The sequence below is a fragment of the Photorhabdus viridis genome, assembly GCF_040256935.1.
Taxonomy (GTDB): domain Bacteria; phylum Pseudomonadota; class Gammaproteobacteria; order Enterobacterales; family Enterobacteriaceae; genus Photorhabdus; species Photorhabdus viridis.
The window spans coordinates 61,943-84,868 of record NZ_JBEJZY010000002.1 but is presented as its reverse complement, the minus strand read 5'-3'; the positions used below and the strand labels follow the sequence as shown (position 1 = coordinate 84,868).

Sequence of the window (22,926 nt, the reverse complement as noted above, 5' to 3'; positions counted from 1 at the left end):
TAGACAGATAGTGTGTACTCATTGTGCATTTAGACCTAACATTTTAATAAGAATCACATAGATTTGCATATATAAATGGTTTTGTAAGAAAAGAAAATTAATAATAAAATTGCACAATCCATAATCCTACGAAATGGTTCTTCTTCACTTTTACAAAATCAATTTATAAAGCTCATCAACTCGTGAGTTGTTTTTTTTATATCTTAATGAGTTCTCAAAGCCACTTTTAATCATTTCTTGTCTATAGCTAAAGTCAAATAATTTTCTGATTGCACTCAAATATTCTTCTAGTGAGAATGGATCACCTATTTTTATTCCGGAGTTGTCAAGAATTTCAGCAAGGGCAGATTCTTTTGTTGAGATAACAGGACACCCATGAATCTGAGCTTCAACAACAACCCTCCCAAAACCTTCATATATTGAAGCATTAACTAAGCAGAATGCATTTTCGTACAATTGGGAAAGGTTAATATCAGATATATTGTAATATGAAATACAAAATTCATATCCTGATGTAATATCTTCACTAATGCCAACTGTATATAATTTTAATCCAAATTTAATGTATGCCTCTTGTGCAACCTTTAGTACAGTCTTGAAATTCTTTCTTGATTCCTCACTTCCGACATATAAAATATAATTTTCACTATCTTCTTTCTCTAAAGGGTTAACCTGAGAAAGTTTCCCCTCTCCAGTTTTGTACATAAAACTATCAAAAACATTTGGAATTAAGATTGGTTTAGGTTTATTTGTGATCACCATTATAGTTCCTTGAGTAAATTTAGAAGGAACTATATAATTTTTTGCTCTTATAAATTTAACTTGAAGATAGCTAAAATAATCTCTGAAAGAAGATAGACTAGACTTAAATAAATCACGGTTTCGTAGGTCATGAACAATCAACACATGTCGTTTGAAAAATAAAAATAATGAGTAAAATGCGCAAGATTCATCAGAAATAATGTAAAAATTCTTTCTCGAAAGGAATAGTAAAGAAAGTGGATAGTATAGATAGTTAATAAAAAAGCGTCCTATTTTATACTTCGAATCTGGTACATAGTAAAAATTAGCATTTATTGATGGCTTATCATTTAACATATCAATAAGATCTTTATTATATTTCCCTACTCCTGTTTTTTCATTCCTTTTTTTCAAGCCAAGAAAAACAACTTTCATTCAATTTATCTCTGTATTAAAGAAAACGAGTATCTTGAGAGGATTTTAGATCTAGCTTTTTCTTTTTAATTATTTTATACATATGAGGGTATACTAATGACAATAATTTAGGGAAAAATAGTACAGTTTTTAAAAAATAGAAAAGCCAGTATTTAAAACCGGTATATCTTCTTGAAAATATACCTTTTAACAAAGAATTATATGTAATTCTAGCCTCGGGCCAAGAGTTATTCTTCATTGCGATTGATATTAGTTGATGAATAATATATTGAGGTTTAATCCAAATTTTAAGCGCTTTTGCTATACTTGCATCTAACAACTTTATAGATATTGAATCTAAGGGTAAGTTTCGTATTGATGGCAAACCTACAGCGATTGGAATAATAGATAAGTGGGTTGATTTAGGGCTCTCTTCTGCCCCATATCTAACTAATTTTTCTGATGAAAAAATGACTCTTCCATCAGTTCTTAATGAACTCATCAACGCACATAGAATTGGCGCGCAAGTAAATTGATAAAAAAATGCAAAACGCAAATTATCTCCAATAAATTTAGAGTTCCAGACACAGTCAGAAATAAACATAACTTTGTTTATCGTATCCATATTCTTAATAAATTCATGAATACCTATTGATATCATTGGCTCATCACGTTTGGTGCCAAATCCACACGAATCAAAATTATAGAAAGCACATCCAGGGTTTTTGTCTATAGTCTGTATTATAATGTCAAGACTATCTTCTGCAGGAATATCATCATCACTAAGTACCCAAGTATAATCTGCATCACCATATTGAAAAGACAATGGTATATTAGCATTTCCTCCAATATTATATTTATGACGAATAACTTTTAGTTTATCCTCAGTGTATTTTAACAATAGTTCTGATAATGTTGTTGATACAGGAGTGGGTGATGCGTTATCGAGAATAATTACTTGGATAGTATCGGGATGTTTTTGAATGATATTCATTAATATAGATAAGTTTTTTTTTAGAACTTCATTTCTATTATATGTAGGTATAACGATACAGAGTTTATTTTTGAATGACATAGTATTGTCCTTAATAGAATTTAGATATTTTAATAATTGTAACAGTCATTAGTCACCTATCAATGAGATAGTATTTTTTAAATAATAAAAAAGCCCAAGGGGGACTAACAAAAACCATTATAATAGAATATGCTAGTATTGTAGCTGTTGCACTGTGATAAGATGCAAGATATACAGAAACAAATGTTAAGATTGCAACTACGATAGTGCATCTGAGCATCGGCTCTTCTTTATGAGACCTCATATATGCTGCAAAACAGAATACTAGATGGTTAAATATAGCAACGATGGATAGTAGTAAAATAATATCTAAACTGGCAAGTCTTTCTATTATAGAAAAATTTAGGTATTTAAGAAAACAAAACATTATAATAAATGTTAGAATAACAAATAAGTTTAGAAAACCCGATTTTTTGGCCACATCAATAAATATCTGATTTAAAGTTTTTCTATCTTTTGATGCAACTAATCTACCCATGATATTTGTCTTAGCATATACCCAAGTCATAGATAAAGAAAGTAGTGTAGAAAAAACCGTCATGGTTAATCCAATTTGTCCTGCAATTTTTGCACCTTGATGGGCAAAAATGAGTGGTGTGATAGCTTGAAATATAAAATATCCACTTAACCAACTAATTGCTATTCTCCATTGAAATGGAAAAATATCTTTCTTCCATGATATGAAATTACCATCATAGTCACTTTTTTTCAAAAAAAATAAATTATTGAATCTTTTAAACATCCATAATATAGAACATATTGCAGCTATACCGGGAATAACAGCTATGGCTCCCAACTTAACACCAGAAACAAAGAGTAGCATTAGAATGCTATATCCCAGAATGGATTGTAATAACCTTATTTTGGCTACCTCTCCGACCAATCCCATACCTTCTAATACCGAAAGAAATGGGCTTATAAATAGATTCATGGATGAGAAAAAAACAAGTAACCCCCAAGGAATAGCCCATTTATCAAAGCATAGAGTTCCATTTTTTATGAAGAAATAGAATCCTATAATAAAAACAATGAATAAAAACATTATTGATATTACAGAATACCATTTCTTTAACATTCTAATAAGAGAGTAAACTCGTTTTACGTGGTTTGGATCACCTATTAGTAGTGAATTTTCCTTGTCAAATTTTAAATGAGCCATTTCATGTGCAACAAGCTGCACGATGACATAATTAAATCCTAACTCAAAGAATACCTGCAATGCTATGATGCTTGTAAATGTAAAGTAATATCCTTGTTCTTCTAAACTAAAAATAAAAGGAATTGATAACATCAAAATACCACCAGCTAACATACTCCAGAGGCGTAGAATAAGGCTATAGCCAATATGATAATCGATTGAGGTTTTCTTCAATATGAATTCTTGCCACATTTTTATTTTATTAAGGGTAAATTTACATAATAAGTGCAACAGCGCTAATCCGGAAGTAAACATGCTCGTATTCCTTTAAATAATTCATTCAATTTTCTCCCACCCCGTGTTTTTCAAGGGAGATTATCTAATCGGTTTACTACAGAATTTATTTCCTTAGCTGAGACTTCATGAAAATCGGCTCCTTTGGAAAGTATTGTCTATTAGCCCATTGATATTTTTATTGATCCTTCTTTCCCAAGGCGAGTAAGGGTGGGAAAAATATATTTGTGTTTCTAATTTTTTACTGACGATTTCATGATCTGCGAACTTCAAACCATTATCAAATGTGATGATCTTAACCTTTTTTTAATAGGGATAATGTCTTCATTACCGCTTCCACAACTTCCGATGTTTGTTTTCCGTTTAGTTTAATGATTATTGTATAAAATGTTTTGCGTTCAACTATTAGACTTTAATGGGCATGTAAGAAATATAATGAATATCTCACAAATAATAATCATCTATTTATTGGATATATGTTTACAATATGATCATAAGCATTAAAAATGAACACCCGATATTTTTCTCAAATAGTCCTGAGAGCCAGCAACACCAGTAAATTGATTATTTATTCCAATTCTCCTTATTTTGGGAAACACAGACAATTTTCCGGATAAATATAAATCGTTACATAACTCAAGAATATGGCTACCAAAACCACCATTAAGCTGATGCTCTTCAATTGTAATAATAGTATTGGCAGATAATATTGATTTCAAAATTGCTTCTTTTGTTAAACCTGAGATAAAAGGAACTGAATATAACACATAATCATCATATTCAGATTCTAATTGGCTTAGTGAGTAGGAGAGGATTGCTCCGGTAGAAAATACAACAGTTGAACCATGTCCTTTCTTTTTAATAAAAATTGGTAACTCCTTTTCTGATTCTAATTTTTCAACATGTATTCGTTTTTCACCAGCCTTATTAATTCTTACATAAGCCGGGCCACTATGCTGCTCACACAATTCTTTTGCCACTAATTCAGCTTCAGCAGGATCTCCCGGAGCACACACAAACATATTAGGAATGGCTCTCATCATCGCGATGTCTTCAGTCGTATGATGTGATGTTCCTAGTGGTCCATAAGCGTAGCCTGCACCTACAGCAACTATTGTTACATCTAGATTATGATAGCAAACATCATAACGGATCTGTTCCATTGCCCTTAATGTAGGAAAATTACCTATCGAATAAACAAATACTTTATAACCTTCTAAAGCAAGACCAGATGCAACTTGTAGCATATTCTGTTCTGCAATTCCCACATTTAAGTAGCGGTCAGGAAAACGTTCAGCAAATTGTTCAAGAACAGAAAAACCTAAATCACCACAGAGTAAAAATATTTTGTTGTTTTTTTCTGCCTGCTTGCACAAAGATTTTATAAAAGTATTACGCATTATTTACCTCCAGTTCTCCCTGCGCTTTAATATATTCCTCATCACTTGGTGAACGATAATGCCAGAGCAACTCATTCTCCATGAAAGAAACTCCTTTTCCTTTAACTGTATGAGCAATGATCACTTTAGGTTTGAGGTTATCAAATTTAATATCACACGCATTCTTGATTGCTTGGTGGTCATGACCATCAATATCTATAACATTCCATTGAAAAGCCTCAAATTTATCTTTCAGTGGCTCAAGTGCAAGAATTTCTTCAATTCGACCAAAACTCTGGATTTTATTATAATCAACAATCAATGTCATATTGTTCAATTTATGATGAGGAGCAAATAATATAGCTTCCCAGTTTGATCCTTCATCCAACTCACCATCGCTGACAATAGTATAAATATGATATTTCTTATTTTGGCGTTTAGCAGCTAGAGCAACACCACAAGCTACACCGAGAGCATGACCAAGACTACCTGTTGATAGTTCAATTCCTGGTAACTTATGATTCACATGAGATGTGAAGTATGAATTATCTGATGTGTAATCTTCGAATAGATTTAATTCTTTGAAAAATCCTTTTTCATGAAGAACCGCATATAAAGCTGTGCATGCATGCCCTTTACTGTAAAATAAGCGATCACGTTCAGGCCAATCGGGATTATCAACTTTTACATTCATTACATTACTATATAATACTGCAAGAACATCTGCGATTGAAAAAGCACCACCTATATGTGATGCCTTTTTCTTATGACACAATTCAAGTACAGACTTTCTAATCTGATTGCCTAAGATAACTGAATTCATTTTTTTTCCTCAATTGCCCAATGTGCAGTTCTTTCAATAGCATTTGTCAACGTAGTATCAATCGATAACCCCAGTTCTTGATAAGATTTTTGGATAGAGGGAATATACCTCGCAGGAGGAGTGTCTGGGGCGGGAGTTTTAGCTATATGAATTTTGGATGATGGATTTACAACATCTGATACCAACTGCGCAAGTTCTGCAATTGAAATAGCTTGATCAGAACCTACATTATATGCAGTTGCACTTTTACCATTGAGCATTAATACTAAGAGCCATTTTACTAAATCTGTTGCATACATATAAGAACGCAGAGGTGTTCCATCTCCATCAATATTAATATCTCTCCCATGTATCGCATCATTAATAAAATTACCAATTGCAAAATGTTTATCTAAAGGCAGAAATGGGCCAACAAATGCGAAGCAACGAGCACTAATAACGTTTAATGAATATTTAGAATGATATAAAGAACTTAACCATTCTGAATAGCGTTTTCCTAACCCATAAGCTGACTTAACATCAGTTGAAGAAGGAGCACCATTATATTCTTCAGTAAAATAATTCAATTGTGTAGGCTGAACACCATAAACAGCACCACTGCTAAGAAGTAAAACCGACTTAGCACCAACTAATCGCGCCGCTTCCAGAATATTTGTTGTACCCTTAGTATTTACATCCATTATACTCAGATAATCTGTAGCACCTGACGGATCTGCCACATCCGTTGCTGCATGAATATAATAATCACATTTAGGTAGTTTATTTGGATGTGATAAAACCACATCAGATTCAATAAAATAAATATCCTGACGTAATTTAAAATAAGGATTATCTTGAATAAATTTTTCTGGATTTCGGCTAATAACAACGAGCTCACATGATAGTCTTAATTCATCATTGGCATAACAAAAACTATATAATAACCACTTACCAATAAACCCAGTTCCTCCCGTAATAAATATTTTTTGTTCACGAAAGGATGAAAATAAATTTTTGTTATCTGAAATTAACCTCTGTAAATCATCTCTTAATATGCTATTCATTATTTTTAAGGTAGCCATTACTGGCTACCATCTACTTATTGTCAGAAATTCAACCCAAAGAACTCTTCAAACTTAGCAATGACATAATCCAAGTGGTCTTTGGTCAAGCCAGGATAAATACCAATCCAGAAAGTTTGATTCATAATGCGGTCGGTATTGGTCAACTTGCCAACCACACGATAATTACGGTTAGCAAAATAGGGTTGACGGGTTAGGTTGCCGGCAAATAACAAACGCGTACCAATTTTAGCTTCATCTAGGAACTTAACCAATTCAACGCGGTTAATACCACATGTTTCTTTTAAAGTAATTGGAAAACCAAACCAGGAAGGCTCGGAGTTTTCGGTTGCTTCCGGCAACTCAAGGAACTCAATACAGTTTGCCAGACCTGCTTTCAGATAGGTAAAGTTGGTCTTACGTTGTTCAACAAACTCTTCAATACGTTCTAGCTGAGCCAAGCCACAGGCAGCCTGCATATCGGTGATTTTCAGATTATAACCCAGATGAGAGTAGGTGTACTTGTGATCATAACCTTGAGGCAGAGATCCAAGTTGCTGACCAAAACGCTTACCACAGGTGTTATCGCAACCCGGTGCACAGTAGCAATCACGACCCCAGTCACGGAAAGATTCAATGATCGTCTTCAATTCACCTGATTTGGTAAACACGGCACCGCCTTCACCCATCGTGATATGATGCGCAGGGTAGAAGCTAACGGTACCAATGTCACCGAAAGTACCAACCATTTTGCCATCATAACGGGTACCCAGCGCATCACAGCAATCTTCAATAAGCCATAAGTTATATTTATCGGCTATACGGCGAACTTCGGCCAGATTAAATGGGTTCCCCAGAGTATGGGCGACCATAATAGCTTTAGTCTTGTCAGTCACCGCTGCTTCAATCAGTGTCGGCTCAATATTGTAGGTCGGGATATCCACATCGACGAAGACAGGGATAAGACCGTTCTGAATGGATGGGTTAACAGTTGTCGGGAAACCAGCTGCGACAGTAATGACTTCATCACCCGGCTTAAGTGCACGTTCACCTAGCTTATGGGAAGTCAGTGCGGTTAATGCTAGCAGGTTGGCAGATGAACCAGAGGTGGTGGTCAGCACATGAGGTACGCCAATGTATTCCCCCAGCTTTTTTTCAAAGGCATCATTGAAACGCCCAGTGGTCAGCCAGCCATCCAGAGAAGCTTCAACCATCAGTTGCAGTTCTCGGGCACCGATCACTTTACCGGAAGGTGGTACTACGCTGCTACCAGCCATAAAAGGTTTAGGAGCCATCGCTTCCTCTGCATACTGGGCAACCAGTGAGGAGATCTGTTCACGTAATGCTTGAGAACTCATTAATTCATTTCCTATCAATGGATTGTATTTCCTGTCTTTGCTGGCCTCAGGGCGGCAGACAAAAATATAAAGGGCAAAATATGTTACGGCTACAGACCTCAAAAGTCATGTGGCCTTAACAGACGGCATCTTATTGTGCCGTCATGTAATCACGAATTTCGCGCAGTGAGGTTTCACGCATATCCTCACTTGCCAACCATGCCTTATGCCAGTTGACGATACGTTCCAGTGTATTGACCAGATCCCAGCGGGGATGCCAGCCCATTCTCATCTTAGATTTGGAGCAGTCCAGTTTTAGGTAATGAGCTTCATGCGGGTGTTCTGCGCCATCGAGTTGCCAAGTAGCATCCGTCCCCCATAGTTGAGCCATCGTTTCAACAATAAACTGTACTGGCTTGGCATCATTGTCATTGGGGCCAAAGTTCCATCCCTCAGCAAAGGCGCACCCGTCCCGGTAAAGGTGCTGAGCTAAGAGTAGATAGCCGGAAAGTGGCTCTAATACATGCTGCCACGGACGAATAGAGTGCGGATTACGGATCACGACAGGTTCGTTATTTTGAAAAGAGCGTAGAATATCTGGGATCAGTCGATCCTTGGCCCAATCACCTCCCCCAATCACATTACCGGCACGTACCGATGCTAGCGCGACCCCATGATGCTCATAATCTTTGGGATTAAAGTAAGAGTTACGGTAGGCAGAAGCTACCAGTTCTGCACATCCTTTGCTGTTGGAGTAGGGATCGTATCCACCCATAGCTTCGTTTTCACGATAGCCCCAAACCCATTCCCTGTTTTCGTAGCATTTGTCACTGGTAATGTTGACAACGGCTTTAACCCCGCCAACCTGCTTGATAGCCTCCAGCAGATAAACGGTACCCATCACATTGGTGGAATAGGTTTCAATAGGGTTATCATAAGAGAGCCTTACCAGTGGTTGAGCCGCCATGTGAAAGACTATCTCGGGTTTGAAGTCAGCTATGGCTTCACGCAGATGGAAAAAATCACGGATATCCCCTTCTTCGGAAAGCAGACCTCTATGAACGTTCGCCACTTCAAATAGACTAGGTTCAGTTGGTGCAGGCAGTGAATAACCGCGAATAATCGCTCCCATCTCTTCAAGCCACAGGGAGAGCCATCCTCCCTTAAAACCGGTATGCCCCGTGAGAAAAACACGTTTTCCACGCCAGAAGTTCGCTTGAATCACTGTGTTTACTCCCAAATCTTCCACGGAGCCTGTCCCTTCTGCCATAGCGCTTCGAGATAATGTTTGTCGCGCAGAGTATCCATGGGCTGCCAGAAGCCTGTATGTTCATATGCCATCAATTCACCCTGTTCCGCTAGAGTCATTAGCGGTTCTTGTTCCCAGGTAGTAGCATCATTATCGATGAGATCAATCACTTTTGGGCTGAGTACAAAGAAACCACCATTGATCATGGCGCCATCGCCTTTTGGCTTTTCTTGGAAAGAGCGGATCTGTTTATTATTCTTGATATCAAGCGCACCAAAACGTCCTGGTGGGAAGGTGGCAGTGAGGGTAGCCAGTTTTCCATGATTGAGATGGAAATCGATAGTAGCCTGAATATTTACATCGGAAATACCATCACCATAGGTAAACAGAAAAGCTTCATCGTCCTTTATATAATCTGCTACTCGCTTCAGACGCCCTCCTGTCATAGAGGTATCTCCGGTGTCAACCAAGGTGACATTCCAGGGCTCAGCTCGCTTCTCATGCACTTCCATCCGATTCTCTGCCATATAAAATGTTACGTCAGACATATGCAGGAAATAGTTGGCAAAATACTCTTTGATAACATATCCCTTGTAACCACAGCAGATGACAAAGTCATTAATACCATGAGCAGAGTACATTTTCATGATATGCCATAAGACAGGTTTTCCACCAATCTCCACCATTGGCTTCGGTTTTACCACTGTCTCTTCGCTCAGACGGGTACCCAAGCCCCCGGCCAAAATTACTGCCTTCATGATTTCCTCATTTATTTAGATACGGTGAATGCATCAGAGAAGAAGTGCTTCCCAGGCAATCCATTTTTTACAAAATCAGCTCTTGCTGCTTCGATCATAATTGGAGATCCACAGGCATAAACGGCAAATGCTGAGAGATTATCAAAATCTGCCATTACCGCCTTATGGACGAATCCTCTTCTTCCTGACCATTGAGTATCTTCACCAGATACTACGGGTACATAATGTATATTCTCATGTTTGGTAGCCCACTCTATCGGCAGGTCTAAATAGAAATCAGCCCCGTTGTTCATTCCCCAATAGATGTGAATATCACGTTTGGAATTTTGTTCGATAAGTTTTTCCACCATGGCTTTAACTGGAGCAAACCCGGTACCGCCAGCAAGAAAGATGATTGGTCGATTATCGTCTCTGACGAAGAATGTTCCCAATGGTCCTTCTAGTCTCATCAGGGTATTCACAGCCAGCTCGTTGAATAAAAGCTCACTCATAGCCCCATTGGTGACTTGTCTAATATGTAATTCGATCCCTTCCGAAACCGCAGCATTGGCAATGGAATAGCTTCGTACGACACCTTGATAGTGAAGATTAATATATTGACCGGGTAAGAATGCAAAAGATGCAGTGGGCGGTAGCCTGAATTTAATGACCATATATTCATCTGCCGCTATGCTGGTTGAACTAACTTTGCAGGGCACAATCTTTTTCGTTAGCTCAGCAAGTTCTGGATAATATTCAGCTTCTATGACAATCTCATCAGAGCTAGGCTTACATTGGCAAGTCAAGAAATGCTCTCCAGCCTTATATACACGCTCTTGTTCATCGGAAACTTCACCAGCAAGTAGAAGTGATTCGCACATACCACATGAACCATTCTTACAGCTATATTCTAGTACTACGTTAGATTCCAGCGCAGATTCAAGAATTGTTTTATTTTTTACTGCGCTGAATTCAATCTGAGAGGGAGTCAATTTAACTATTGTAGTCATTATTTATTCTTGTGCATCTATAAATGTCGGAGTGGTTTGGTCTTTAGCAGAAAGCTGAGGGAAGATTTCCAAAGGTCAGTCAATAGCAAGATTCTCATTTTCCACATTATAAAAAGGTATTTAATATCAGTACAGATAATAGATTTAATCATATACTGGTAAAAGTTGTTTAGATATACATATAATCTGGTGCCGGAACCACTGGCTAGAATGATGCCTTTCATATTAATTTAGCCAAGCTATTTATATTATTACTGATTCAGGTTAATTGTATGGTTAACCATTAAATGAGGCTATTTAATGATTTTTGCTTAACATTTAGGAAGTTACTTAATACATACAGGTGAAAGATCTGAATCAGCATGTTAATAATCATTAAATAAAGCTACCGCACTAGGTTGTTGGCTCCCAGAACGCCTATAGGATTCTATAATCTTATCCACTACATTGATTTTCCAGTACTTTTATCTGTCGTAACAAAAAGTAATGGGGGATAAGATTTTGTAACTATTTGGGGGGAGAGTAAACTGTAAGCTTCTCCGGGTCAAGCTTAATACGCTGCTTGTTTAATTAATTGATAAAATAAAGCTGCCAATCGGGGATTTTGATGGTTTTTTGTTGGAATTGTTCCTGCGGTTGGATCCAAGGTTATTTGCTAGGTGAGAGTCAAGTTCGGTAGACTTAAGAAGGATTCAGTTAGCTGTTTAATTAAATAAAGGTGTGAAAATGTTATCTTTTCTGATCTGTGGGGCCATTTTGAAGGGTTTTAGATAATACGATTTATTTATTGAATTCTTTATCTTATATCATAACACCTATGCTTCTCCTATGTTTTTGGCGTAGGGCTATAAGGCATTTCCTCCATTCAATGTTGTCCACAATGATAGTCCGCTATTTATACTTCCTATTTTTTATAATATTGGTTAACTTTAACTCCATTACACTGTGAAGAAATTCTTTATAATTGTACTCACTTGAGGTCCAATATTAATTTTTTGATGTTACGAGGGTTGATGGCGGTTAAGAATGAGCCTAAGGAAACACCTATACACAGGATTAATAGTTTTATGGATATAGATTCATCCAGAAGGAAGTAGGCAAAGAATATTGCCCAAACGGTGTAGGTGATGTTTAAAGCCATCGCACGAATAGGTTGGAGTATGCTGATTGCCCGATAATAGAAGAGGTATGATACGGTCGTTGTCAGTGACGTTATTAGTAGCAGGCTGGGTAGTGTGAAACTTGAGAAGATGTCTATTACATTAGGCAGAGAGAATATGAAGGCGGTGATAAGAATAATATAACCTACCGAAGAGGAGAGTTGTCTTATAAAATAGGCGATGTCAGCAGGTATATTGTTGTTCATTCCGTAGGAACTGATAACAACTTCAGATCCCCAACCCAGTGCACAGATAAAGGCAAACAGGAATCCTGTCCAATTAGATATTGTTTGTGTTGTTGTTGAGTAGCCTAGTATTATGGTACATACAACGGCTAATATCAGGCCTAATGTTCCTATAAGGTGAATTCTGTCTTTAAATAGGCAGAATGATATTAGAGAACCAATGGCAGGGTAAGTTGCAGCGATAATTGCTGTATAACCAACACCAATATGTTGAATGGCCAGGATATAGCAAGACATGCCTATTGGGCCACCCAGCATTGCTGCCAGGACGATTATCCAATATTTTTTATTCTTGGTGATGGCGATTATTGCCCGATATTGATTCTGATATAGTAGATATATAAACATGTATACACATGAAATTAGGTCATTTAGGAAGGCAATAATGATAGGAATAAGAAAGTAATAGGAAAGAGTGTTGCTTTTTAATAAAATAGCTAAAAGAACACCTGTGAGTCCCCAAAAAATACCAGAGAATAGTCCATAGGCATTTGCTGTTACTTTACGGTTGATAAACATAGCTATTTGGGTACTTTTTCATAAATTTATGGGCTCGTATTAAGAGGTTAATTCCATAATTTCCATTTTCCTTTTTTGAATCAAAAACTGAAGGAAGTATAATGCATATGATATATCTAATGATGAGGTTTTTGTTGGCTTGTTATTTTAATTTTTTGAATTATATAATGTTTAATTACTCATGTATTAAAGATTTCATAGGGTTGTTGTTTATCCAGATAACCAATATAGCTTTCAGCCGGATCCATTGAGTATCTTCACGGATGCAGTGTGTGAGCTGGTATAGTTATCTCCTCCGGCAATTAATATGGTTATATTATGTTTATTTAGCCGGTTAGAAAGTTTAGATACTATTTCAAAAGATCGTAAATACGATCTTTTTTGGGATGAAACTCAATAGGGGAGTTAATAAGAATCTTTCTAATGTTTTCGAAATCATAATTTTCACAAGATATTTTTAAGTCATTTAATAATGAGTTTAATTTATCCCAAGGTAAAAATACTTCATTTGCTGTCATTATTCTAGGGTGATTGGTGCCAGAGACGTTATCACCAATGAGTAGCTCTTCATAAAGCTTTTCTCCTGGCCTTAATCCGGTAATTTTGATTTCTATATCACCATGAGGGTTGGTTTTATCTTTAACTGTCAGGCCGGAGAGGTTAATCATTTTTCGGGCAAGGTCATAAATTTTTACTGATTCGCCCATATCCAGAACAAAGACGTCGCCATTGTTGCCCATCGCGCCTGCTTGGATAACTAATTGAGCGGCTTCCGGGATCGTCATGAAGTAACGTGTGATATCTTTATGCGTTAGCGTGATTGGCCCGCCATTTTCCATTTGTTGCTCGAAAAGGGGGACTACTGAGCCAGATGAGCCAAGAACGTTGCCGAAACGAACCATCGAGAATTTTGTATGGCTGTTTTCTTTAGCAAAGGCTTGCAGTATAAGTTCTGCGAATCTTTTTGTTGCCCCCATTGTGTTTGTCGGGCGGACAGCTTTGTCGGTAGAGATTAATACAAATTTTTCGACTTTTTGTTTAATTGCTGCTTGTGCAAGTGAGAGTGTACCAAAAATATTATTATTTATACCCTCCAGTGTGTTCATTTCTACCAGTGGGACGTGTTTATATGCAGCAGCATGGTATATTGTGTCAATATTGAATTTGTTTATTATTTTATTTATCTTATCTGAGTCTTTTATATCACCTAAAATCGGAATGATATTTATATTGAGATCTCTTTCCAGATTGATTTTTTGCAGCTCCATTTCTATTGAGTAAAGGCAATATTCTGTTAGCTCAAATAATATTATCTGTGATGGTGACTGATTGATGATTTGTCTGCACAGTTCGGATCCTATTGAGCCGCCAGCGCCTGTAATAAGGACGTTTTTATTTTTGATGTTTTTACTGAGTAAGTCTTGTAATGGGTTAACTTGTTCTCTTCCTAGCAGATCATTAATGGAAACCCGCTTTAGTGAGCTTATTTGGGCTTTTCCTTCAACTAGATCATTGAAGCTTGGGATTGTGAGTATTTCACAATGTTCTTTTTGTAGTCTCTCAATTATTTTTTTTCTATTGGATATTGAAGCACTGGGTATAGCTAGTAATATTTTCTTTATATTATATTTTTCTATCAGGAAGTTTATCTTTTCTGGAGAGAAGACGTAAACTCCATGAATAGATAAATTATGTAATTTAGTATTGTCATCAACAAAGGCAATTGGGTTGAATTCTCTATGCATTGTCAATATGGGTAAAAGTTGCCGACCAGATTCTCCTGCGCCATAGATAATTACTGGGGTTCCTTTATATTTTAATAGATTACGTAGCGTTCTATATAAGAACCTTGTGCCACAGAGTGAGATAACCAAAAAAGAAAAATAAATAATAGGTACAGTTCTGGGTAAGAATGCCTGTTGATATAAGGAGAATGCTGTTAGGAATAGCGTCGATGATAATGAGCCAATAATGGCCCATTTCAATATACTCATATTAACGTATTTCAATATCGATCTATAAAAGCCAATTCTTAAGAAAATAAATAGCGTGCAAGGTACTGTGAATATAATAGTTATCCAATGTTGTAAGCTGTAGAGCGGTACTTCTCTGTCAAGACGTAGCCACATACTTAGCCAGTATGAAATACTGATTATAAATATATCTACTATCAGAAGAACGAGAGTCTTTATTAGTCTGTGTTGGCTGAAAACTATTCTTTTATTCATGGTTTTAATTACCTAAAAACTAATTTGTAAATTGTTTTAAAAATAATCTTCAGGTCATGGGAAAATGACTTGTCATCAACATATTCTAAGTAGTATTTGGCTTTTATAGGCATCAAAATATCAATATATGCTTGATAAGGATTTGCATATTTATCTAATATTTGATTTTCATCAATCATTTCTATAGAAGCCAAATCTGTTATGCCAGGTTTGACAGATAATATTTTGTTTCTTACGTCATCTGGGTATTTATCCATAAATTGTGGGACTTCTGGTCTTGGTCCGACTAGACTCATTTTTCCTTGAATAACATCAATGAGTTGAGCTAATTCATCAAGTTTGTATTTGCGTATAAATTTTCCAGAGTTTGTAATACGTCGATCATGACCTACAGTGAGTTGGCCTTTTTGCTCTGAACCGGTAGTCATACTTCTAAATTTGTGAATATAAAAATCTTTATTATATTGACCTACGCGCTTTTGCCGGAAAAAAATAGGCCCTTCCGAGTCTATTTTTATCCAGATAGCAATCGCGATTAAGATAGGAGAAAGGATGATTAGCCCAATTGAAGATGTAGTGAAGTCAAAAACTATTTTTATAGTTGAATAAGTTATTTTCATTTATTCAAGAATCCCTTTAATTGTCTTGATAACGTAGATCTGGTCTTCTTGGGTCATTTTTGTGTATAAAGGAATGGATACAATTCTTTTAAAGTTTTCTTCTGCTACTGGGAAGTTATTTTTATCAAGAGAATAGGTGTTTTTCCATATGGGTTGTTTATGTAGTGGGATAAAATGGACAGAACAACCTATATTTCTTTCTGCCATTTTTATTATAAAGTCGTCTCTTGATATCTTAACTTCATTATTCAGTCTGATAGCATATAAATGCCAGGCATGCTGGCTATTAGGTTCTTTAGGTTTAGTCGGTAAAATAATGGGTAAGTTTTTTAATTCACTATCGTAAAATTTAGCCATTTCTTCTCTTTTCTTCTGAAAAGAGTCTATTTTTTGTAATTGATGAATACCGATGGCCGCACAAATATCTGGCATATTATATTTATAGCCTGGTTCAATGACTTCATAGTACCAGGCTGGTGTTTTAGATTGATATCTGTCAAAAGCATCTTTGCTAATACCATGCAAACGCATAACTTTTGCTCTTTTTATAATATCTGGATTTCGGGTTACTAGCATCCCGCCTTCAGCCGTTGTCATGGTCTTATTGGCGTAGAAACTAAATACGGTTACATCGGTGTCCAGAGTGCCAATTTTTTTTCCTTTGTATAAGGTTGGGAATGAATGCGCGGCATCTTCAACGATTCGTAGATTGAATTCTTTAGCTATAGCAATGATTTCATCCATATCACAGGATAAACCGGCAAAGTGCACCGGTATAATCGCTTTAGTTTTGGATGTGATTGCTTTTCTTATTGCTGTTGGATCAATATTTAGGCTATTAGGTAAAGAATCAACGAAAATAGGGTGTGCGCCTAGGTAACGGACAACTTCTGCTGTTGCAGTAAAGGTGTAGGTAGGGACGATGATTTCATCACCCGGTTGGATACCAATAGCTTCCAACGCTAAGTGCAATCCCGCCGTTGCTGAATTTACCGCGATGGCTTCAACATCAGAATTTAAATAGTGAGCAAAATCTTGTTCAAATCTTTTGGCTTTAGGTCCGGTAGTTATCCAACCTGTTTTGAGTGAATCAATGACTTCATCAATTTCTTCTTGACCAATTTCTGGGAGTGCGAAAGGGAGAAAAAAAGAGCTCATGATATAATCCTTATCTTTTATTTTTTACGTGGAATTTCTTATTGAATATAATTTTCATTATTCCAATGAGATACCCTGATCCATAAGATAAATGTATGCACAGAAATATTAACGGTAAGAAAATATAGTTTTTTCTATTTTTAATGTGAGCTTTTATTGATACCAGTAAAGCTAGGGATAAATAGATAAAAATACAACTTATATATAGATATAAAAATATTGGGTTAATGAATGAGAGGATGAGTCCCAGGATTAATCCTAAGACAAAAGTCGGTGGTATTAATTGTCGGAATGATGTTGTTTTTTTTAATTTTAAATTGACTAATGGTTTAAATAAACCGTATTGATAGAACATAGAGCAAATTTTTTTAATTGAATCTCTGGGGTAGTAATCAATAATGACATCTGGGGCAAGATAGATACTACCTCCGTGTTTTATAATTCTGCTGTTGAATTCATCATCTTGGTTTCTAATTAAATCTTCATCAAATAGTCCTATTTTATCGAATATTTCTCTTTTGAAAAAACCAAAGGGTACTGTATCAACTTTTCTTATATTATTGACACCAACTCGAAAATAGGAATTACCCATACCAAACTGACTACTTAAGGCATATGCAATTGTATGGGCAATAATCGTAGAATTACATGGTCTTGTATTAAGAACACCACCTATATTATCAATATTAAATTGTTTTGATAAACTATATAGTTTGGATAAGTAGTTGCTTGGATAGTTAGAATGAGCATCGATTCTGGCTATATATTCTCCTGATGAATTTTTTATACCAATATTCAGTGCAGCAGGTACATGTTTTTTAGGATTGGATAGTAGTTTTATGAATTTATATTTCTCAGTATAACTTTGAATGATTTCTAAAGTGTTGTCTGAGCTACAGCCATCTATAAAGATAATCTCTAATTGCTCGGTAGGATAATCTTGTTTTAGAAGTGATTCGATACATCCTTTTATATATTTCTCTTCATTTAATATAGGGCAAATTACTGATATATTTATCATGATTGAATAATAACCTCTATTTGGACAGTAATGATAGTTATTTAAGTGAAATTTCTATATCTTGTTCAAATCTTCTGGTTTTAGGCCGGTAATTATCCAACCAGTTTTAAGTCAATCAGTAATTTTATTTATTTTAGATTTTCCAATTTCAGCTAATGCGAAAGGAAGGCGCCTGTTATTTATGATTTATCATTGCATTTAGGAATTTATTTGATAAAGTATTATATGTGTGGTTTTTTGATACGTATTTCTTACCGTTATTTCTTAATTCAATTTTCTTTTCCTTTGGAAGTTTATTTAATTTAAGTAATCCATTTGCAATAGCTTGGGGAGATTCAGGTGGGATGGATAATCCGCAATTTGCATCAGTAACAATGTCATTACCCGCTTCAACAGAATGTAATACTATGCATCCTGCCATCATATAATCTATTAGTTTATTCGGTGAAATACCAAATCTATATATAGGTTTTCTATGCCAACCTATGTAAGCAATATCGAATAATGGGAGCAGAGCAGGGATCTGTGTTTTCGGTATTGGATCACTAAAGGTAATGTTTCTCAAATTAAGTAAATTAGCTTGTTTTACTATATTTTCTTTTTCCAGCCCAGAACCTACCAGCAGAAAATGAAAGTTTTGTTTTTCTACTAATTTTGCAGCATCAATAAGGTAGTTCATGGCATTGGGCTTTCCAAGCGATCCGGCATAACCCACAATGATTTTATTCTCTGTTTTACAGCGATTGATTACTTCTCTGATATGAAGTGGAATAGGATCAATCTTTTCAATATTCCAATGATTTTCAACTATACCATTAGGTATAATATGCAATTTTTTTAGGTCCAGGCCACGATCTTTCATATGAGCATGTACATTAGGGAGTATTGAAATGACAGTATCCGAGTGGCGATAAGCAAAGTCTTCGGTAAATTGACATAATCTTATGAAAGGGTGATTTGGGGACATGCCGCCTATTTCGATAGGTGATAGAGGCCATAAATCGTGAACTTCGTAAATTAATTTAGCTTTAGATTTTTTTGCCAGACGCTTTGCGACCAAAATATCCAAGGGATAAGTACTTGATGCAATAACGATATCTGGTTTATTTTCTTTGATTAAATTATGTGTATCAAGCCATATCTGATTTAAGAAAGAAAATATATTTCTTAACCGGCTTATTCCATTGTGTTTATAATGAGGCGTTGGATACCAGATAAATTTTAATCCGCTAATGTTTTCAGTGGTTTTTTTATTATTTATTAGTTTAGGTTGTTTTGTTCGGACATGAGAGTAAGAGGCTGCGAGTATGGTAATATTATGTCCAGATTTAAGCCACTCTTGGCCTAGATAATATGGTCGAAATTCCATACCAAGATCTGGCGAACCGGCATAATGGTTTATGTAGACTATATTCATAATGACTTTTCTAATTCGTCAGCAATTTTTATAGCAGCAATGCCGCCACCATATATAGATTGAACAGAGTGTATATTTGTATTAATCATATTATGTACTGATTGGATTATTTTTTTATTCTCAGCATCTGATAATTTGTTCACACCTGTTTCAAGTAATTCTACCCATTCAGTTTGATCTCTAACTGTTACACACGGTTTTCTAAAGAAAAAAGCTTCCTTTTGTAGTCCTCCACTATCTGTAATTACCAGATCTGTATTTTTAAGTAGCCATAACATTTCTAAATATCCAACCGGTTCGATTAAGTGAACATCTAAATGTAAATGATATTTTTCCAACATTTTTTTAGTTCTTGGGTGAAGAGGAAGGACTACAGGGTAAATTGTTTTATGTATATAATTTAATGCGTTCACTATTTCGGTTAATCGTTTTTGATTATCTGTATTTTCAGCGCGATGTAGTGTTGTTAATATAAAGTGTTGTGTGGGAATGAGTTCATCAGGTTTTTTTGCCATTTGGCTAAAATATAAAGCAGCATCTTCCATAACATCACCCACTTTTTTTATATTAACTGGCTTTGAATTGAAGCCTTCTCGTCGTAGGTTATTAATTGCTGCCTCTGTGGGACAGAAAAGAATCGAGCTAACATTATCTGTTAATATTCTATTGATTTCTTCTGGCATATCCATATTAAAGCTACGTAAACCGGCTTCAATATGGATAATTGGAATATGTAATTTGGATGCAGATAATGCTCCAGCTAAAGTAGAGTTCGTATCACCATATACCATGACTGCATCGGGTTTTTCTGTGATAAGTACCTTTTCAATTTCAATTAACATTTTTCCTGTCATTTCACCGTGCGAGCCACCATGAATATTAAGCGTGTAATTAGGTTTAGGAATTTTTAATTGATTGAAAAATATATCAGACATATTAGTATCAAAATGCTGACCGGTATGAATGATAATTTCTTCGAATTTATTATGATCTTGTAAGGCGCGAGACACCGGGCTTGATTTTATGAATTGTGGTCTTGCACCTAATACTGTTATTATTTTTTTCATATTTATTAACTTCCGAATTGTTGATAGAATTTAATAAGTTTATTCTGTTCAATATCCCAATTGTATTTTTCATTTACTGCCAAAAAACCGTTATTACCCATTCTTTCCGCTATATCATAGTTATTCGATAAATAATCTATCGCATCAGCTAATTCTTTAGGATTTAGTGGGTCGATACAAATTCCACAGTTGTTTGCTACAATAATATCCTTCCATAATTTGAAATTTGAAGCGATGACAGGAATTCCTGCACTCATATATTCGAACATTTTATTCGGTTGGGCATCGATATGATTGGGTAATGGATGAAATAGAACAATCCCAGCAATAGATTTAGATAAAAGTTCTTTTGTTTCTATCCGATTTAAAAAACCAAGTTCATCTATTTTATGCCAGTTCTCCATGCTTTTTATTTTTTTTTCTAGATCTTTTTCAGAGAAATCACCCGCTAATTTCATTTTTGTATCAGTCTTAAGGTAAGATATTGATTCCACCATTTCCTCTATGCATCTAATGGCAGATATGCCTCCTACATAGCATATTTGTTTTTCTTTCTTATCCCAGTTGTTGTTATTATTACTTAGTTCGCCTAATATCGGATAATTATTAATGTCTATTGTGTTTTTATTTAATTTTAGGTATTTATCTCTTATTGCGGGTGTAGCAGTAATAATTCCGTTAAATTTAGGGATGGCATATTTTTCATAGAGAGAGAATGTTTTGGAAATAATCGTTTTTGCTAATTTATTTAAATAAGGTTTACTAAGAATTTGTTTGGGAACATCTTCATGGGCATCAAAGATAACTGTTTTACCTTTCTTTTTAAGTCTTAATCCTATAGGTATTAATTCCGGATCATGGAAATGATATAGGTCAGAATCTAATTCTAATGCTTTTTTATAAACTCTTTCGGTTGTTTTAAAGATTCTATTTAATCGGCCTGGCAGCATACCCACGTCAATGATAGTTATGTTATTCTTTACTTCATTATTTTTACCATCTGCAACAATAAGAGATACTTCATGTTTTCTTTGTAAAGCAGAGCATTCTTTTAGAAAAATACGTATATCGAAACGTGGATGTGCCGATGTCATATGTGTGATTTTCATAGGGAGTTCTTGTTATTTTTCGTAGGAAATAAGAATAATAGTATGCTTAATATCAGCAGCCCATATGTCAGTAGCAGTGCTGTAATTGCTGTGTTTGATGCCGTGTATACGAACGGTAAATATAATGTTGTTGAAAATTCAAATGGAACTTTTTTTGAACTCAGGTTCATTGCTAAGATAAGCATGTTAAATATAAAGAAATTTATTATTAAGCCAGCGATGCCATATCTGGCTATACCGTCTCCAATAAAGCCTGTATTAGCAGAGCCTATGGTGCCATAATATATCTGAGAGATTATTTTTGGAGCATCGTTAGTGAGTTCCCTATTATTATTGAATGTATAATCATAAAAATAGAAGGTATTTAATGTTGGTGTGAAGAATATTCTGCGTAACCAGTGTATAAGTGGATCATAGAAATCGAAAGTAAAATACAGTAATCCGGCAGCAAGGAATGAGTATAGGATTATATTTATCACAGAGTTACTTATATTTTTTTTTCCTTTGATATAGAAGAATAGAGTTATAACGGTGATATTCATGAACGCTATACTTTTTAATCCTGAAGAGCAATATATTGAATAGGAAATCATAATGCTTATTGCAATAAGCAGATATTTAACAAAACCTTTTACATAAAATGAAGATAATAATAATAATGGTGAAATTACGTATCCCCCGCTTGTTATAATATACATGGTTAATAATGATGTGTTTTCTTTAAAGTTCTCTCTTACTGAATAAACTTTAAATATATTAGGTGGTATTAAACTGAATGCAGGGTTGGTAATAACAAAGAATAAAACAATAATACCGCATCCTATGATAATTGCTTTATATAAATCCCAGGGGATTTGCAGTTTTGGTAACGTAATTCTATTTACTATTCGAAAGAATAAGATAGACAATGAAAATAATATATTTATTGCGGATATGAAAATCACTGAGTATATAGAAGCTGAATTAATTATAGGGAATATAATTGACATTGGTATAATGTAAATTATATATGTTAACCATAAAAAAACCATAATTGGATTTTTTTGGTTATTAAGTAAGACTAACGGTAATAATGATATCCAGCAGAATAAGATACTTAAGTGACCTTGTGGACTAATATTATAGCCTCTTACCTCTTGGAATGT

The 22,926-nt window shown here is 35.1% G+C and carries 19 protein-coding genes and 1 pseudogene; all 20 read right to left on the bottom strand.

Annotated features, from left to right (window positions below; genetic code table 11):
* Nucleotides 1-150: 150 nt before the first annotated feature.
* Nucleotides 151-1,176 carry a glycosyltransferase gene (locus ABR397_RS01325; protein WP_350304133.1) on the bottom strand — a complete coding sequence of 342 codons (1,026 nt, stop codon included), beginning with the start codon at nucleotides 1,174-1,176 and terminating at the stop codon, nucleotides 151-153.
* A gap of 16 nt (nucleotides 1,177-1,192) precedes the next feature.
* Nucleotides 1,193-2,230 carry a glycosyltransferase family 2 protein gene (locus ABR397_RS01320; protein ID WP_350304132.1) on the bottom strand — a complete coding sequence of 346 codons (1,038 nt, stop codon included), beginning with the start codon at nucleotides 2,228-2,230 and terminating at the stop codon, nucleotides 1,193-1,195.
* Between the two features lie 52 nt (nucleotides 2,231-2,282).
* Nucleotides 2,283-3,683, bottom strand: a complete 1,401-nt coding sequence (locus ABR397_RS01315; protein WP_350304131.1) for a hypothetical protein — start codon at nucleotides 3,681-3,683, stop codon at nucleotides 2,283-2,285.
* Nucleotides 3,665-4,068 (bottom strand): annotated as a pseudogene (locus ABR397_RS01310) (IS30 family transposase); the annotation flags it as partial. The gene ABR397_RS01315 and the pseudogene ABR397_RS01310, both read right to left, overlap by 19 nt.
* A gap of 94 nt (nucleotides 4,069-4,162) precedes the next feature.
* Nucleotides 4,163-5,062 (bottom strand): transketolase family protein, encoded by a 900-nt coding sequence (locus tag ABR397_RS01305; protein WP_350304130.1) that lies wholly within the window; start codon nucleotides 5,060-5,062, stop codon nucleotides 4,163-4,165.
* Nucleotides 5,055-5,864, bottom strand: a complete 810-nt coding sequence (locus ABR397_RS01300) for a transketolase (RefSeq protein ID WP_350304129.1) — start codon at nucleotides 5,862-5,864, stop codon at nucleotides 5,055-5,057. Before ABR397_RS01300 ends, ABR397_RS01305 begins: the two co-directional genes overlap by 8 nt.
* Complete coding sequence (locus ABR397_RS01295) at nucleotides 5,861-6,925, bottom strand: NAD-dependent epimerase/dehydratase family protein (RefSeq protein ID WP_350304128.1); 1,065 nt, start codon at nucleotides 6,923-6,925, stop codon at nucleotides 5,861-5,863. Before ABR397_RS01295 ends, ABR397_RS01300 begins: the two co-directional genes overlap by 4 nt.
* Nucleotides 6,926-6,948: 23 nt before the next feature.
* Nucleotides 6,949-8,262, bottom strand: coding sequence for a lipopolysaccharide biosynthesis protein RfbH (rfbH, locus tag ABR397_RS01290; RefSeq protein ID WP_350304127.1), 1,314 nt, complete (start codon nucleotides 8,260-8,262; stop codon nucleotides 6,949-6,951).
* Nucleotides 8,263-8,392: 130 nt separating this feature from the next.
* Entirely contained in the window at nucleotides 8,393-9,466 is a 1,074-nt protein-coding gene (rfbG, locus tag ABR397_RS01285) for a CDP-glucose 4,6-dehydratase (RefSeq protein WP_350304126.1), read from the bottom strand.
* A gap of 5 nt (nucleotides 9,467-9,471) precedes the next feature.
* On the bottom strand, nucleotides 9,472-10,248 hold the full coding sequence (rfbF, locus tag ABR397_RS01280) for a glucose-1-phosphate cytidylyltransferase (protein ID WP_350304125.1): 777 nt from the start codon (nucleotides 10,246-10,248) through the stop codon (nucleotides 9,472-9,474).
* Nucleotides 10,249-10,259: 11 nt separating this feature from the next.
* On the bottom strand, nucleotides 10,260-11,237 hold the full coding sequence (locus tag ABR397_RS01275; protein WP_350304124.1) for a CDP-6-deoxy-delta-3,4-glucoseen reductase: 978 nt from the start codon (nucleotides 11,235-11,237) through the stop codon (nucleotides 10,260-10,262).
* A 970-nt stretch (nucleotides 11,238-12,207) separates the two neighbouring features.
* Nucleotides 12,208-13,161, bottom strand: a complete 954-nt coding sequence (locus tag ABR397_RS01270) for a DMT family transporter (RefSeq protein WP_350304123.1) — start codon at nucleotides 13,159-13,161, stop codon at nucleotides 12,208-12,210.
* Nucleotides 13,162-13,511: 350 nt separating this feature from the next.
* A complete protein-coding gene (locus tag ABR397_RS01265) occupies nucleotides 13,512-15,389 on the bottom strand; it encodes a polysaccharide biosynthesis protein (protein WP_350304122.1) in 1,878 nt (625 codons plus the stop codon).
* Nucleotides 15,390-15,397: 8 nt separating this feature from the next.
* Complete coding sequence (locus ABR397_RS01260; RefSeq protein ID WP_350304121.1) at nucleotides 15,398-16,009, bottom strand: sugar transferase; 612 nt, start codon at nucleotides 16,007-16,009, stop codon at nucleotides 15,398-15,400.
* Entirely contained in the window at nucleotides 16,010-17,167 is a 1,158-nt protein-coding gene (locus ABR397_RS01255) for a DegT/DnrJ/EryC1/StrS family aminotransferase (protein ID WP_350304120.1), read from the bottom strand.
* A gap of 10 nt (nucleotides 17,168-17,177) precedes the next feature.
* Nucleotides 17,178-18,188, bottom strand: a complete 1,011-nt coding sequence (locus ABR397_RS01250) for a glycosyltransferase family 2 protein (protein ID WP_350304119.1) — start codon at nucleotides 18,186-18,188, stop codon at nucleotides 17,178-17,180.
* A 175-nt stretch (nucleotides 18,189-18,363) separates the two neighbouring features.
* Complete coding sequence (locus tag ABR397_RS01245) at nucleotides 18,364-19,605, bottom strand: glycosyltransferase family 4 protein (protein ID WP_350304118.1); 1,242 nt, start codon at nucleotides 19,603-19,605, stop codon at nucleotides 18,364-18,366.
* A complete protein-coding gene (wecB, locus tag ABR397_RS01240) occupies nucleotides 19,602-20,672 on the bottom strand; it encodes a non-hydrolyzing UDP-N-acetylglucosamine 2-epimerase (protein WP_350304117.1) in 1,071 nt (356 codons plus the stop codon). Before wecB ends, ABR397_RS01245 begins: the two co-directional genes overlap by 4 nt.
* 5 nt (nucleotides 20,673-20,677) lie before the next feature.
* Nucleotides 20,678-21,781 carry a glycosyltransferase family 4 protein gene (locus tag ABR397_RS01235; RefSeq protein ID WP_350304116.1) on the bottom strand — a complete coding sequence of 368 codons (1,104 nt, stop codon included), beginning with the start codon at nucleotides 21,779-21,781 and terminating at the stop codon, nucleotides 20,678-20,680.
* Nucleotides 21,778-22,770, bottom strand: a complete 993-nt coding sequence (locus tag ABR397_RS01230) for a hypothetical protein (RefSeq protein WP_350304115.1) — start codon at nucleotides 22,768-22,770, stop codon at nucleotides 21,778-21,780. Before ABR397_RS01230 ends, ABR397_RS01235 begins: the two co-directional genes overlap by 4 nt.
* Nucleotides 22,771-22,926: the final 156 nt, after the last annotated feature.